Genomic DNA, 14,085 nt, shown 5'->3' on the forward strand with positions numbered 1-14,085 from the left:
GGCCCACGCGGCGCGATGGGGCTCGATGCCCCGGAGCGCCGCCCAGGGCGACGTAAAAAAAGGGAAGGACCCCGGTTTCCCGGAGCCCTTCCGACAGATGCGTCAGGCGCGGCGGCTGCGCGCAGGCTGCATCGGTGCCTGTTCGTTGCGACGGAAGACGTGCAGCGGGACGCCAGCGGTGCGCATCTTGCGGGCGAAGTCGATCTGGACGCCCGATCCTTCGCACACGACTGCCTCGACGGGACGCAGGCTTGCGATGCGGTCGTTGCGCAGGAACCCCGCCTTGTTGCCGTGACGACGCTCGAGCATCATGCGCACCAGCTTGACGTCGCGCGAGGACGCCCATGCTGCGGCGATGGCGTCGGCTCCCTTGTTCATCGCGGTGGTCATCAGGACCATCGAGGGGATGCGGCGCTTGATCTGGTCGAGGCGTTCGAAGAGCTGCTCGTGGTCGTGCCATTCCATGCCGCCCGAGAAGGCGACGACAGGCCCGGTCGGGTTGTGCTCTTCCCGCTTCTTGGCGGCGCGTGCGGCCAGATAGTCGGCTCCGTCGATCATCGAGGCGGTGAGCTTGGAGGAGACGCGGCTGCCGCGCACGGTCGAGAAGGGACGGCCAGTCTCGATGCGATAGACTTCGCCGGCGTGGTCGCGCATGCAGCGCATCGCCTCGGCGCACCCTTCCAGTGTCTGGCAGAGCAGCTGGGTCTCTTCGAGTTCGACAGCGTAGATCTCCGAGGGGTCGTAGCTGCGGACCAGATCGCCCAGCTTCTTGGCGGCGTCATCCTCCCGGCCCTCGATGCGCTTGGCCACCATGTGGAAGCTGTTGACGAAGCCCCATGCGAGGTCGGCGGCGAACTCCTCCATCCGGGTGTCGCGGAACACATCGAACATCGTCGAGAGCATCTGTTCGACGGCGGCTGCTGCCTGATCGGGATCGGGCATTTCCAGCTTCTCGGCTTCTCCCACGATGCTGAGCTTGGCCATCTCGCTGGCTTCGATGAAGCTGCCTTCGTAGGTCTGGCGGGTTTCGGTGTCGACGCGGCGCTCGTTGAACGCGCGGCCCATGTCGTCGAAGTTGCTGTACTTGGTCATGATAGCCTCCATGTGTTGAAAATCTCACCTTCTCTCGGTGAGGAATCTCATCCGGCATGCGGCGGTCAGGGCGGTCAGGGACGTTAACCGGGAAGCCGTGCCGCGCAGACGGCACGGACCCCGGTTAACGCTCGCGAGCGGTGGAGCCGATTTTCTCGTGCCCGAAAGCGGAGGCGCAGCCGGAGTGTCGGGTGCGTGAAAATTGGGGGACCGCTCGTCCTTGACGGCCCGCAAATCCCCGCATGCCAAACTTCCTCATCACAGAGAGAGAAAATATTATGTTGTGGCAGGCACGCCGGGTCGGACCGACGGCGGGCGACGATGGCGTGCCGCAAGGCACGGCATCGTAAAGCGGGCGCCAGAGAGCCCGGGAGGGCGAACCAGCCCGCGCCGCCCCCAAGGAGGACGCCCGGCGCAGCGAGCGGATCGTCACCCGTCAGGGCGGAGACCCCGCAGGGGGCTCCGGGAGGCCCGCCAGGGCCGAGTAGAGCCGCGTGCCCGCCCATAGGGCGGGACGCCCAACCTCTTCTTCTACGCCCTTCTCTCAACCACCATGGCAGGACCGACCGCCCGAACCGGATGCAAGGGAGCGGCGGCCGCGACAGCGGCCGCAGCCGCAGCCGGAGAGGCTGCGCGTTGGATCACGCGGTCATGGATCGTAGTCGTGGCTATCGCCGTCGTCATGGGCGTCCCCGTAATCAGGCATCTGGGTGTGACCCGGATCGTCGGGGTCGAAATTGTCATCGTGATCGTCGGTTACCGGATTGATGTGTAAATCCGGTTCGTCGTCATATCCGGTATGGCCGACAATCCGGTTCGCCGGCTCCGGCTCAACCGCGCTGTCGTCGTCGAACCAGCATTGGCGCGGGCAAAAGAGCAGCAGCCGGTCGCGATGGACGAAGGGCTTGCCGTCCATGAGGATCGGACGGGTCGCGAGACGGCGGCAGGGCTGGTTCCGGCGATCGTAGAAGCCGCATGGCACCGCGAGCGGCGTGGGGGCGACGGCATCGCCGTCGTCACTGCCGCGCGCCGGTGCCGGGATTTCGGGTTCGGGGTCCGGCGCGAACGGATCGCCGTCGAACATGTCGCGCTGGGTGGTCATGATGCCGATCCTTTTCGAGCGGAGGCGCGCGCGCAAGGCGCGATGCGTCAGCATCGCGTCGAGGGCGGCGCGCCGGTCAGAGTGAGCACGCGGCAGGGGCGGTGCCTTGCGGCACCGCCCCGTGCGGTTCGGGTCAGTAGAATTCTGCCCGGTCGGCGATGATCTCGCAGCCGTAGCGGTCGTTGCCGTCGACGTCCTGCCAGCGGGTGTAGTGGAGGCGGCCTTCGATGGCGATGAGGTCGCCTTTCTGGCGGTTGTTGGCGATCGCCTTGGCGAGGCCGTTGAAGCAGGTGACCTTGTGGTATTCGGTTTCCTTGACCGTGAAGCCGTCCTCGCCCTTGTAGGTGTGGCCGTCCTTATTCAGCTTGGGGCGATCGGTCGCCACGAAGATCGTCGCGACGCTGGTGGTGCGGTTGACCTCGCGCAGCTCGGGGGTGCGGGTGATGCGGCCGACCAGGTTCACGTTGTTCATCTCGAAGCCTCCTTGGGATGTGGCCGGCGGTTCGTCCGCCGGTGTCACCTGAGGAGCGCCGGGAGCTGGGGCGCCGCACCGCAGGGCGATCGGGACCGTCGCGCAGGCGGCGGGATCGATCGACCGGAGGGGAACCGCTTTTGCAGGGGTGGTGCGGGCAGCCGCGCAACGCGCGGCAACACGGCCCTGCCAAAGGGGTTGCGGGGTTCCGGCTCCCGGCGCAGGTGACACGAAACGGCGGATGGACCGCCGGTCGCAGCCCAAGGTTCCCGCAGGCTTCGAGATGGACAAGTCTCGTGAACCGACAGGGTCGGGTGCGTCATCCGTATCCCCGGGCGATGGAGTGCGGGGGGCAACCGGACCACCAGCGTCGCGACTCCTTGGGATGGTGGCGACAGCCCGGAGCTGAACAAGGACGGTCACATGCGGACGTGACGGCCGTGTCGAGGAAGCCGGATGCCGCAAGGGCACCTTCGGGCGGAACGCTTGCCAGGGCGATCGCCAGCAACCGCCATCCCCGGCACCGTTCCGATCGCCATCGAAGGCTGCTTTCAGGGCGCTTCCGCTGGCAGGGTGGCGATGGCTTTACAGGCCGCCGGATTGCGAGATCAGGGCCGGTTGGCGGACAGTTGCGATCCCAACCGTCGGGGCGGTGCCGCAAGGCACCGCTCCTTTCAGAGGGCGATTGTCGATGGCGATTGGATGAGAGACCCGTTAGCGACGGTCCAGAGGCTTCAGGAGCCGTGCCTGAATGGCGCGGATGATCTTTGCGAAATATCCCGGCGGGGTTCTACCGTAGAGAAAGCCGCCACTCTTGAGATCGATCACGTCGTGGCCGCGCCAGTCGAACTCATTCGCTTCGTTGAGAACGACATAGCTTTCCTGCGGGCGCGGCAAACCCATAGCGGTCGCGACAACCTCAGGGATCGCATCGGTGTCGCTATCGGGTACCTCGCCCTTGGTGGTGATGGGCGCAACGACGATGCCGGAGGCATCGGCGGCAAGGACTATAACGGGGCGTTCCTTGACGCCTTCGTCCCTGCCCGCCGCGGCGTCGGTGCTGAAGAGATAGACATAGTTGAGGATATCACCCGGGCGAGGCGGCGGTGCCGGGGGTGTCGTGGTCCCATCGATCGGCGGCAATTTCGGCGTCACTGGGAAGCGAGGCTTCAAGACGGGCCGCGAAGTCATTGGGGAAGGTTCCTTCGGAATAGACACGGCGGTTTCCATGAAGCGCAGCGAGCGCAGCTTCGGCATGTTCGAGCCACTGGGCACTGACGACGGCCGCGAACGGACGCTTGTGCTTGGTGAGAATGACAGGCCGCGTCTGGCTTTGATCGACATAGACGCCGGGAGACTTGTGAAAGTCGGTGAGGTTGACGGTGTCGTCGTCAGCGCGGGTCGCCATGATATCCTCCTGCGGTGGAAATGGCAATTATACGCATTGTGCGCGGAATAGCCAGAATGAAGACGGGGACCGCTTCGGGGGGAGCGAAGCGATCCCCGTCGAGGGAGCGAAAGGGGCGACGCATATGCGCCGCCCGTGGTCGATCAGGCGTTCTCGAGCGGCGCGGTGGACTGGCCGAGACCGTCCGGGGTCGGTTCGCTGCCGGTGTCGCTGACGCTGCTGCCATCGGCCCCGAAGGGCGGCGCGATATCCTCGTCCGACTTGATCCCGAGCGCGGACGTCACGTCGCGGCGCTTCTGGGCGCGCTGCCACACGACATTGTACGAGCCGTCGTCCTGGCGGAACGCCGAGACCTGGAGCGGCTGCGCCAGCGAGGGATCGTCGATGCGGCCGTTGAGGAAAGCTTCGCCGGTGTTGGTCGAGGTGAGTTCGAAGAAGGCCCCGACCTGCACCCACGTCCGGCTCGGGGTGAGCGCGTGGATTTCGTAGCGCGGCGCGCGCGGGTTGGCGGAATGCACCGGCTTCAGCGCGATCGTCATCGCCACTGTCAGCGTCGAAATGCGGCCCATGAAAATGCCCGCGTCGTTCTGCTTGATCGATCCGATGTTCATGTCGTGTCTCCGTGAGATTGTGCGTCTGGACCCCTTGTCCTCGACACTTTCTCCCATCCTCCTCCTCTCCCCGGCCCCTTGGCCGGGCAGGGCGCGAAAGCGCCCCTCACCGAACGCGTTCTTCACGCGGACGGTGGTGGTTCGAAGAGGGGCATTTTGGCGACTGGACTGTCGAATTGGGTAACCCTTAAGGGTTACTCACATGAAGATTGTGCTTCAGCTGCATCGTCCGGCGCCTTGATGGGGAGGATATGGAGCGGCGGAGGGATGTAGTTGGCCTGACGGAAATGCTCCATGATCGCCTCGTAGGAACCTAGTTGCGACGCTTCGTCGGCGGTCAGGACGGCCTTCTCGTCTTGTGCGGCGGTATAGACCTGTCGTGGACCTTCGCCGATCCAGATGCGGATTTCAGGTGTAAAATGCCCGTAGTTACCGTCGGACCAGCTTCTGAAAGGCAGGTCGTTATGGCAGCAAAAGTCCTCCATGTCGTCGATATCACCGCCGACCACTTCATGGACGCGTAGGCAGAGAGGTTCTCCAGAGGGTATCTCCGTCAGCGGCCCCCCATCCCATTCAAGAGAAAGGCCGCATCGGTTGGCGGTTTCGATGAGTTCGGGCACCCGATCGGCAGGGAGTATCCCTCCGATGGTAATGGATACCGAGACGCGATCTGGCATGGTGCAGACTCCTGAGGCTAATGACTTGCCGGTCCCGTCCGAGGCTTGCGCTCCATTCGTCCAGCTGCCAGTCATCACCCTCTCCTCTTCATGCTCCAGTTTCTGCCATTCACTCTGTGCTCATCGGTGAAACGAATTGAGGCGATAAACGGGTTCAACACAACGATGAATTGACTCGTCATGGATGAATGATCGAGGAACTCGTTCCCGGCAGGCAAAAAAAGGGCGATGCCGTAACGGCACCGCCCCTTTGAATTTCAGGCGTCTTCGGCAACGCGCTTGGCGCGACCGCGACCCTTGGCGACGGGCTCCTCCACCGGCGCGGTGGACTGGCCGAGACCGTCCGGGGTCGGTTCGCTGCCGGTGTCGCTGACGCTGCTGCCATCGGCCCCGAAGGGCGGCGCGATATCCTCGTCCGACTTGATCCCGAGCGCGGACGTCACGTCGCGGCGCTTCTGGGCGCGCTGCCACACGACATTGTACGAGCCGTCGTCCTGGCGGAACGCCGAGACCTGGAGCGGCTGCGCCAGCGAGGGATCGTCGATGCGGCCGTTGAGGAACGCCTCGCCGGTGTTGGTCGAGGTGAGTTCGAAGAAGGCCCCGACCTGCACCCACGTCCGGCTCGGGGTGAGCGCGTGGATTTCGTAGCGCGGCGCGCGCGGGTTGGCGGAATGCACCGGCTTCAGCGCGATCGTCATCGCCACTGCCAGCGTCGAAATGCGGCCCATGAAAATGCCCGCGTCGTTCTGCTTGATCGATCCGATGTTCATGTCGTGTCTCCGTGAGATTGTGCGTCTGGACCCCTTGTCCTCGACACTTTCTCCCATCCTCCTCCTCTCCCCGGCCCCTTGGCCGGGCAGGGCGCGAAAGCGCCCCTCACCGAACGCGTTCTTCACGCGGACGGTGGTGCGATCCGGCCATGCCGGGGAGAGTTTCAGTTGGGCAGATGTCCTGCGATCAGCGCGCTATCTGCCGGGTCAAGGCAGTGCCGATATCGGCATGCGCGGCGACAAGGGCGCCGATCGCGCGCGAAACGACAGCGCTCGCTTCGTCGTCGGGCGTCATGCACCAGCGTTTGCCTGCGTGTCGGATGTCGATCAGTCGATCGGTCCGGTTGTCTATGCCGAACGTATAGCCGTCGCGCTCGCTGACGCCCGCAACCGTGACGTCGGTGGTTTTCTGCATGACAGCGACGATGGGCGGGATCGCGGGCGTCAGCGTCACGATGTCGACGATTTCGGCAGGTGGGACCTTCGCGGGTGCAGGCGGCTTGCCGAGACGGGGCATCGCAGGGATGGGCACCAGGCCATTTACGGCGTCCTGGGCCATGTCCGCTGCCATCGCGGTTGCCATAAAGATCGCGGTGCGCGCGAGATCGTGAGCGATGGCCTCGCGATGCGCGTCGGAGAGCGTCGGCAAAAGATGGCAGAGTTTGGTGTCGAGCGCGAAGGCGACGGGTTCGGCATTGGGATCGATGCACATGGGTCATGACCTTTCGGCAGAGATCCGGACCCCATGTCCGGATTGCCGATCCGCTCCCCCTTCCCTGCCGGCGCAGCCGGTTCCGGCATCGTTCGACGATGCCGGGGCGACGATAAGGGTCAGCCAGAGGGATGTGTGGGATGTTCGAGCGGAGGATGCTCGGACAGATGCCTGCGGGCCGTCGCGAGCTTGCGCAGCGTCGAGGCGAGAAAGAGTCCGTGCGACGTCTGGGGATCGACCAGTCCGGCGCGTTTGTTGAGCCGCGTCTCGTGATGTCGGATCGCGTCGACTGCGACCATGATGTCGTCGAGCGTCAGTGCGACGACCGTGCAGGTGACAGGCAAGGGCACGTTGCGCAGCGCGAAGGCGAGAAAATGGGGTGCGACCGGCAAATGGTGGGCGAGTGCCAGTTCGACGGCGTGTCGCAGCTGGTCCCTGTCGTGTACCAGTTCTTCGAGCAGCCGCGACGCCGGCATCGCGGGAACCGCGCGGAACGCGCCATGTTCGAGCGTGATGGCGATGGGATCGCTCGAGGCGAGACCGATGACATGCTCGGAAAGGATGGCGATGACATCGCCCTCCTCGATGCAGGGTGTGTCGAGGCAGGCGTCATACGCCGCTTCGCTGCTGTCGTAATAATGGACGCGGTACATGGCGCTGTTCCTTTCGAGCTGGGAGGGATCAGGCGTAGCGGGGGCGCTCGGCGGGAAAGCGCGCGGGCGGCAGTCCGGAAAAAACGAAGGCCCGATAGCGTCCGCCGCTATAGGTGACCGAGCTGACCGGCGTGCGATGGCGCTGGAGGCGTGCGAGAAGGCGGTTGGCGCGGTGCATCGCGTCGATCGCGGTCCGTTCGTCGAAATGGAGCGCGATCGCGCGGACGAAAGTGCCGGTATCGTAGAACCAACCGCCCTCTTCAGGGCCGCCATAGGCGCGATCGATCTCGTAGAAGGCAAGGATGCTGCGCATGGGGGACTCCGTTGTTGCCGGGGCTGGAATTCATCCCCGATCCAAGTCCCTCGCTTCCCTCTTCCTTCGGTCAGGCGTCCGATGGTGCCGTCGTGGGGACGGTCATGACGCATCGGTCCGTTGGCGACGTATCGCAGCCTCGGCATGGAGACTGTCAACCAGATCGTTGCGGTCCGAGCGGATCTCGCTGTCGGGATCGGCGATGACCGCTGCGGCGCGGTCGAGCAGGTCGGCAAGGTCGCGATCCTTCCTGCCGCCATCGGGCCGTGTCGGGTGCGCAGCTTCTTCCCCGGCCTTGTCGAGCGAGAGGACCAGGATCGTTGGCTTGCGGGCCTCGTCGAGAGAGCGGCTATCGGCGACGAAGCGTCCGCCGCGGGTTATCGCAAAGGCGTTGAACGTCGGCGAGACCCCGCCGTCGGCGTTGGGAATATGGGTGCCGCGGTCGTGGAACTGGATGTCGATGAACCGGGGCGGTCCGCCGTAAGTCTTTTCGAGAAAGCAGAAGGTGACGCGGCGACCCTCGCTTGTTCTTGCGGTGATGGTGAACGCCCCGTCGGGGACGTCGATCGCCTTGTGCGGGACATCGTTGAACCCGGCAAAGCCGATGGCGAGGGCATCGGCCCGGCTCATGACGGGGAGATCGGTAATATCGGCCATGGGAAGCGGTCCTTGCTGGGGTCAGGCGGCGCGCTTGACGTCGATGAGGTCGGCAAAGCGCGCGCGAACGGCGTTTGCGGTCGGGTAAAGGTTGGAGAGATCGTGGCGCGCCAGGATCGGTGCCCGTGACGCCGCGATGATCGCGGCCTCGTCATGGGTCGGAATGCGGGGCGGCCAGCCCCTGACGTAGCGCAGTTCGGGCGGCATCGCGGCTTCGAGGCGGCGACGCTCGGCGGCGTCGGCCTTGGCCGTGCCGATCCGTCGCGCGAGATCGTCGGGTAGCAGGCGCGGATCTGTGTCCGCGAGCCACCGGCCAGGCTGAAAGGAAAAGGTCGAACTCGCTTCGAGATCGACCAGATGCAGAAGCGCGTCGCGATTGGCCGGCGCCGATGCTGACGCTCTGGCGTCGGCGAGCGACTGGAGAACGCAGAAGCGGCAGGAAAGGCGCGAACTGCCATGGCAGGTATAGGCGATGTGGAGCGGGATATGCAGCGTGGCGTGGGCAGCCAGCACTTGCGGCGTCGTCCAGTGCGTCAGCGGGTTCCACAGCATCATGCGGGTGCCGTGGGGATTGCCCGCCGGCGCGTAGCGAGGATCGGGTTTCCATTCGGGCGTGCGAGCGCGAGCGGGACTTTCGTCGCGCCGAAGACCCAGGACATTTACGATGGTCGCGCCGCGGAGGGTTCGTGCGAGGTGCGGCCCGATGACATGGGCTTTCATCTCGGATGTGCAGAACCGAAGCGCCGAGGAAGACCAGGGGCCTATCAGATTGTAGGTTTCGAGCGCCTCGTAGCGCGCCTTGCCGTTGGCAAAGCGCTTGGCCCAGCGATCGAACAGATCACCCGCAGCGCGGCGGACGATCGTGAGGGGCAGACCTGCCAGAGCGGCAAGATCCTCAACCGTCGCCGGGGTCTCGTCCCATTCGGCGCGGCCGAGATCGGCATGGAGGGCAAGGCGACGTTCACGGGGGTGACCGAGTGCGTCGAGCAGCGGGTTGACCGTGAACATCGCGGCCGAGCTGTCCTTGCCGCCCGAAAGGTTGAACACGACCCATGCGCCTGCTGCGATGGCCTCGAGCATGGCGGGAGGCAGTGCGATCGCGGGCAGACCGGATATGCGATGCGATGTATCGGTGTCGAGCATGGCCGATCAGGCCGCGAGGTTTTGCGGAAGTGCCATCCAGTCGAATTCTTCGAATGGCACGTTTTCCCAGGATGCGGCGCGCGAGGGATGATAGACGCTCGCGTGGCAGAGCAATCCGAGACTTTGGGTCGCATCGTTCCAGAAGCCGATATCGCCGCTCGAGGGATCGCGAACGGCGAGCACGACGCCATCGACGCCACTGTCTGCCCCCGCTTCGATGCGGTGCAGTGCGCGCTCGAGGATCGTCTGGGTCGAATGGAAGCGGACGCCGTCCCCTGTGACGACGACACACCCTCCGGCAAATTCGCCGGGACGAAGCCGGTCGCAGTCCGACACCCAGGCAAAGCCGCAGGGAAGCGCGGATTTGCATGCTGCCAGGAGCAGGTTGGCGACCTGTTCGACGCCGAACTGTTCGCCGCTGAACGTGACTTGTGCGTCGTTGGCGTCGTTCGACCGGATGTCGATGGCGCAGTCGAGACAGGGGAAGCCAGGATCGGGAAAGATCGCGAGGAAGGTTCCGAACTTCGAGGCGCCTTCGGGGGGGAAGACAGCCCGAAATGCCGGATCGAGGGCGTCATATTGCCGCGCAAGATCCTCGTCCTCGCCGCCTGTGTCGAGAATCCCGCAGGCTTGCTCGGCGACGCGAAGGAGCATGGCGTCGGCATGGCTCATGAGGATGGTGAAGGCGGCTTTGGTGTAAGTGTTCGCCATGATGCTGATCTCCGTCCGGGTTGGGAACAGGCGCGGTCAGGCGCTTTCGACGTCGGACAGACGCGCGCGTGCGGCCGCGGCCTCGTCCGGGAAGGCGCCTGCAAGGTTGGTGTGGAGGGTCTCGAAATCGGGGACCGGGAAGCGCCCGTCGGGACGCGGGCGAGTGATGAGCAGGGCGCTCACGACCGCGGCGGTGGAATCGGGATGCACGATCCGGGGGGTTTCGCCGTCATGGATGACAGGCGCGCTGAAGCCGGCTTCGAGCCAGGTGCCAAGGCCCTCCTCGACCTGTTCGGCATAGGCACAGACGGCCTCGTCGGTCTCGTCGTCGATGTGCAGGACGAGCGTGACGTAGCGGCCGAAATCGTGGGCGTTTGACAGGGCAGCGAGACGGCAGCCGGGAGGCGGCGCGCCGTAGCGCGCGATCAGCGCGCATTTGTAGGTTGCGATTTCGAGGCGGTTGAGCGCGTCGAAGTCGGGCGATTGGCCAAGCTGCGCGCAATCCTCGTTGGTGGGACCGGCACCGAGGTCGATGACATGGGGCATGGGGTTCTCCGTCGATCGCTATTGATCGATCGCGCCCATCCCCCTCACCTTCTGCCCGGAGGCTCAGTCGCCAAAGAGGCGCCGCTTCATCGCGATCTGCGCCGGTCCATCCTTTGCGCCGAGCGTTTTCAGCCGGTCGGTTTCGAGAATGCGGCCAAGGTCGGCAGGAAGCCGCGCCCAGCGTGACGCGATCGCGATGGCGTCGGAAGCCGATTTCAGCTCGCCAGGTTCCGTCCCGTGCCAGACAATCGTGTCATCCTCGCCATCGAGATGGGGATGCCGTCGTAGAACCTGAACGAAGAAACTGTTCAATGGCCGGTCCCAACCGATGCTGACGCTGATATCGGGTTCGATGCCGGTAAAATCGTGACGGCTCATGTCGCGTCTCCTTGGAAGGTCAATTCCTGACGAATGTTTCCGCCTCACGCCGCAGAATGCCGGGTGACGAAAACCGATCCTGTGTCGTGCCGTTCACGCCTTGGGACAGGCGATCGCGAATGACGTCGCTTCGGCGTGGATAGGCAAGTCGAGGCAGGTCCTGGCCTGTTCGGCGCGCGTCACGGGTCAACTCGAAGCAATAGGTAAATAGCGGGCTTTGCCGATCGCGCGTGAGGATGCCGCGGTTGGTCAGGCGGGTGAGCCAGTCGGCGGGATGTTCGCCGGACATGGGCGCAGGCGCGCCAAGATCCACAAGGTGGGCGATTGCGCCGCCATGTCCTGAATCGAGTGAGCGGATTTTGGAGAGGGCGCGCCCGGATATCGTTTGCCCCGCGAGGCGCAGGACAGTCCTCGGCCTCGTTGTGCCCCGATAGGCCCCGGAGAGAGCGGCATAGACGACGCCGCAATGACCGAAGGCAGGGTCGGAAAAGCTGACGACGGCATCGATGGCAGGTTTGGCCTGGCGCAACAACCTGAAGGCACGGGCTGTAAAGAAGCTCTCGCCGTTGGCTGCGACACTGGGCAGGCACAGGAGACGCTGAAGGACGCAGCCGCGTGCAGCATCGGCATAGCCGGTGTGCCGGCAAATCACCGCGTTGCTCGCGGGTACGCCGAAGACGATCAGACCCACGAGCGAGGAACGCCCCGCGGCGCCCGGGCCGAACAGGCCGCACGCCAGCTGGGCGGCGGGATAGCGTGGCAGGTAATGATGATCGGCGAGGAACGCCCTGGCGATCTCGTGGCTGACGACATCGACGGCATAGCGCGACGGCTCGATCACCGTGTCGTTCGAGACGAAGAGGCTGCGCCGGTCGCGCCAGCGTTGTGAACGGGTGGTGAGCATGGGATCGTCCTTGGGCCCTGGAGCGTGTCAGGCAACGTAGCGCGGCGTCTCGGGCCGCCGGCTGTGCCAGATGTCGGCGGCCCAGCCCTCGACCCAGGCATCTGTTATCGCGTCATGGTCGAGCTCGCCGGTTTCTATAAGGTCGCGGATTTCCGCCCGCGCCTGCGCGATGGCTTGTTCCCAGGGATCGAGCGGCGGGGGCCGGACCGGGATGTCTGCGGCCTCGGTCAAGAAGCGCGGGGGTTCGAGCAGGCGCGCGCATTGGGTTCGATACCAGCGGTCCATGAAGTCGGCTGCAAGCCGGTCCGTCTTGGAGATGCGATGCCGCAGGGCATGCCTTCGAGCCGCGATGCCCCATCCCTGGCTGTCGATCGAGGCAATCCAGCGTGCGAAGGGCGCAAGATAAGGCAGAGCGTCGCCCTTGACCCCGAAGAGATGTGCCTTCGTCCCGATGGGCAGGATATGGGTGAGCCGCTCGACGACGGCGATCAGTCCCTGAGGTCCGTGGGTCGGCCGACGGCACATGCTGCCGATACCGATGACCGAGCCGGGAAGGACGATCGCGTCGATGGAATCGAGCGATCGGGCATAATCGTCGGGCTCGCGGCCCTGGATCACCGGCATGAACCGTTGGCGGATGCCGAGATCGCCGGCGCGTGCGAAGCATTCGCGGTTGGTCGCGGCAGTGCGCGCGACGCGGTCGAGAACCTCTTCCCGGTCATGGGCGACTTCGTGCTCGCAGCAGTAATCGACCGACGATATGCGCCGAAAGGGATAGGATGCGGCCAGGGTCATATAATCGGCGATCGACCATGGCAGGCCGCGGTAGCGCACCATCATGGTGTAGCCTGCGGAATCGAGGTCGAGACTTGCGAGGTCTCTCGCATTGGCGAGGGTCCCGGTTCGCCATCCGGACCATTGCCGCCAACCATCGGCCTTGCGCCAGCGCGACAGGCAATTGGCTGAGATCAGAACGGGCGCGCACAGCGCGGCAGCGCGCGCCAGAAGCGGGCCGTTCGCCAGATGGGGGAGGCCAAGGACGATTTCGATCGTCACAGATCCTCCCGCAGCATGAGCGTCAGCACGCGGCGCGTGATGCGCGCGTCGGCGGGGTCCTGCGAACCATATTCGAGGTGTTCGTCATAATAGTCGATCGAGAAGAAGACGCGGACGTCGCCAACGGTAAACTCGCCGCGATTGCGCTCCTTGTCGCGGGGGTCGAACGTGCAGCGGCGCAGGGCCTGGAGGAGATGGGCCTGCGCGATCGCCTCGGATGCAGGCGTATCGCCGGCAAGAGCGCCGAGGCAGGTGCGGGTGACGACGATGCGGGCGGTGCGATCGAGGCCTTGGCGGCAACGGTCGTTGAGGCGGCCTATGGTGTCGATGCGCGTATCGGTGGCGGCGCAGATCATGATCGATCCTTCCGTTTGCAGGGTTGGTTTTGCGAAATGCGGTCAGGCGGCGATCGCGTGCGCGGGTCCGCGGCCTCGTTGTGGGAAAGCGGCATGGAAGCGATCGAGCCAGTCGGTCATCGTCGGTCGCTCGCCGATGGGTATCTGGCCCGCAACGTCCTGGAACCGGATGAGGTCTGTCGGCGCGTCGCGCACGATGCGGTCGATTTCATCCGGCGGAAGCAGCTGCTCGTTCCGAATGAAGAGCGTCATCGAGCCGGGCCGCGCCCGGGTCGTTCTGCGCCACAGGCCCTCGACGGTATGCAGTCGTGGCGCGGCGCGCGCCTCGACCAGAACGATGAGGCGCAGGCACCATGCGGGGAGCGCTCGGATTTCCTCGGGCCGGTTGGCGATGCACAACCATTATGTCGCCATTGAGACGATCCATTCCCTTTGACGGGATAAGGATATTGTCCCATTATCGATCGGGTCGGGGCAATAAAATGGAAACGCCCAGTGTCATGTCGAGGGTTCAGTGCATCTTT

General features: G+C 65.0%; 19 protein-coding genes and 1 pseudogene. All 20 read right to left on the reverse strand.

Going from position 1 to position 14,085, the window contains the following annotated elements; all coding sequences use genetic code 11:
• Positions 1-102 precede the first annotated feature (102 nt).
• A complete protein-coding gene (locus CG471_RS25720; protein ID WP_069336083.1) occupies positions 103-1,092 on the reverse strand; it encodes an SLOG family protein in 990 nt (329 codons plus the stop codon).
• Positions 1,093-1,741: 649 nt separating this feature from the next.
• Complete coding sequence (locus CG471_RS25725; protein WP_069336082.1) at positions 1,742-2,194, reverse strand: hypothetical protein; 453 nt, start codon at positions 2,192-2,194, stop codon at positions 1,742-1,744.
• Positions 2,195-2,327: 133 nt separating this feature from the next.
• On the reverse strand, positions 2,328-2,666 hold the full coding sequence (locus CG471_RS25730) for a single-stranded DNA-binding protein (RefSeq protein WP_069336081.1): 339 nt from the start codon (positions 2,664-2,666) through the stop codon (positions 2,328-2,330).
• Positions 2,667-3,380: 714 nt separating this feature from the next.
• Complete coding sequence (locus CG471_RS25735; protein ID WP_069336080.1) at positions 3,381-3,809, reverse strand: hypothetical protein; 429 nt, start codon at positions 3,807-3,809, stop codon at positions 3,381-3,383.
• On the reverse strand, positions 3,754-4,074 hold the full coding sequence (locus CG471_RS25740) for a type II toxin-antitoxin system Phd/YefM family antitoxin (protein ID WP_069336079.1): 321 nt from the start codon (positions 4,072-4,074) through the stop codon (positions 3,754-3,756). The genes CG471_RS25735 and CG471_RS25740 overlap by 56 nt, the downstream gene beginning before the upstream one ends.
• A gap of 143 nt (positions 4,075-4,217) precedes the next feature.
• The gene (locus CG471_RS25745) at positions 4,218-4,685 is read right to left on the reverse strand and encodes a DUF736 domain-containing protein (protein WP_099234220.1); all 468 of its coding nucleotides are present in this window, start codon (positions 4,683-4,685) and stop codon (positions 4,218-4,220) included.
• A gap of 194 nt (positions 4,686-4,879) precedes the next feature.
• Positions 4,880-5,362 carry a hypothetical protein gene (locus tag CG471_RS25750; protein ID WP_099234221.1) on the reverse strand — a complete coding sequence of 161 codons (483 nt, stop codon included), beginning with the start codon at positions 5,360-5,362 and terminating at the stop codon, positions 4,880-4,882.
• A 257-nt stretch (positions 5,363-5,619) separates the two neighbouring features.
• A complete protein-coding gene (locus CG471_RS25755; protein WP_099234222.1) occupies positions 5,620-6,132 on the reverse strand; it encodes a DUF736 domain-containing protein in 513 nt (170 codons plus the stop codon).
• Positions 6,133-6,319: 187 nt separating this feature from the next.
• A complete protein-coding gene (locus CG471_RS25760; protein WP_037444040.1) occupies positions 6,320-6,844 on the reverse strand; it encodes a hypothetical protein in 525 nt (174 codons plus the stop codon).
• A gap of 119 nt (positions 6,845-6,963) precedes the next feature.
• Positions 6,964-7,497 carry a hypothetical protein gene (locus CG471_RS25765; protein WP_037444036.1) on the reverse strand — a complete coding sequence of 178 codons (534 nt, stop codon included), beginning with the start codon at positions 7,495-7,497 and terminating at the stop codon, positions 6,964-6,966.
• A gap of 28 nt (positions 7,498-7,525) precedes the next feature.
• Positions 7,526-7,810 carry a hypothetical protein gene (locus tag CG471_RS25770; protein WP_037444033.1) on the reverse strand — a complete coding sequence of 95 codons (285 nt, stop codon included), beginning with the start codon at positions 7,808-7,810 and terminating at the stop codon, positions 7,526-7,528.
• A gap of 102 nt (positions 7,811-7,912) precedes the next feature.
• Positions 7,913-8,467: a hypothetical protein gene (locus CG471_RS25775; RefSeq protein WP_037444031.1), complete on the reverse strand. Its 555-nt coding sequence runs from the start codon at positions 8,465-8,467 to the stop codon at positions 7,913-7,915.
• 21 nt (positions 8,468-8,488) lie between these two features.
• Positions 8,489-9,610 (reverse strand): phosphoadenosine phosphosulfate reductase family protein, encoded by a 1,122-nt coding sequence (locus CG471_RS25780; protein WP_037444028.1) that lies wholly within the window; start codon positions 9,608-9,610, stop codon positions 8,489-8,491.
• 6 nt (positions 9,611-9,616) lie between these two features.
• The gene (locus CG471_RS25785) at positions 9,617-10,282 is read right to left on the reverse strand and encodes a hypothetical protein (RefSeq protein ID WP_257211689.1); all 666 of its coding nucleotides are present in this window, start codon (positions 10,280-10,282) and stop codon (positions 9,617-9,619) included.
• Positions 10,283-10,357: 75 nt separating this feature from the next.
• Positions 10,358-10,867, reverse strand: coding sequence for a hypothetical protein (locus CG471_RS25790; RefSeq protein ID WP_069336076.1), 510 nt, complete (start codon positions 10,865-10,867; stop codon positions 10,358-10,360).
• A 63-nt stretch (positions 10,868-10,930) separates the two neighbouring features.
• On the reverse strand, positions 10,931-11,245 hold the full coding sequence (locus CG471_RS25795) for a hypothetical protein (RefSeq protein ID WP_069336075.1): 315 nt from the start codon (positions 11,243-11,245) through the stop codon (positions 10,931-10,933).
• 19 nt (positions 11,246-11,264) lie between these two features.
• Positions 11,265-12,149: a hypothetical protein gene (locus CG471_RS25800; protein WP_234792002.1), complete on the reverse strand. Its 885-nt coding sequence runs from the start codon at positions 12,147-12,149 to the stop codon at positions 11,265-11,267.
• A gap of 27 nt (positions 12,150-12,176) precedes the next feature.
• Positions 12,177-13,205 carry a hypothetical protein gene (locus tag CG471_RS25805; protein WP_069336074.1) on the reverse strand — a complete coding sequence of 343 codons (1,029 nt, stop codon included), beginning with the start codon at positions 13,203-13,205 and terminating at the stop codon, positions 12,177-12,179.
• On the reverse strand, positions 13,202-13,561 hold the full coding sequence (locus CG471_RS25810; protein WP_069336073.1) for a DUF3768 domain-containing protein: 360 nt from the start codon (positions 13,559-13,561) through the stop codon (positions 13,202-13,204). The genes CG471_RS25805 and CG471_RS25810 overlap by 4 nt, the downstream gene beginning before the upstream one ends.
• A 42-nt stretch (positions 13,562-13,603) precedes the next feature.
• Positions 13,604-13,963: pseudogene (locus CG471_RS25815) on the reverse strand (hypothetical protein); the annotation flags it as partial.
• Positions 13,964-14,085: the final 122 nt, after the last annotated feature.

Source organism: Sphingobium sp. IP1 (assembly GCF_002708645.1).
GTDB lineage: Bacteria > Pseudomonadota > Alphaproteobacteria > Sphingomonadales > Sphingomonadaceae > Sphingobium > Sphingobium yanoikuyae.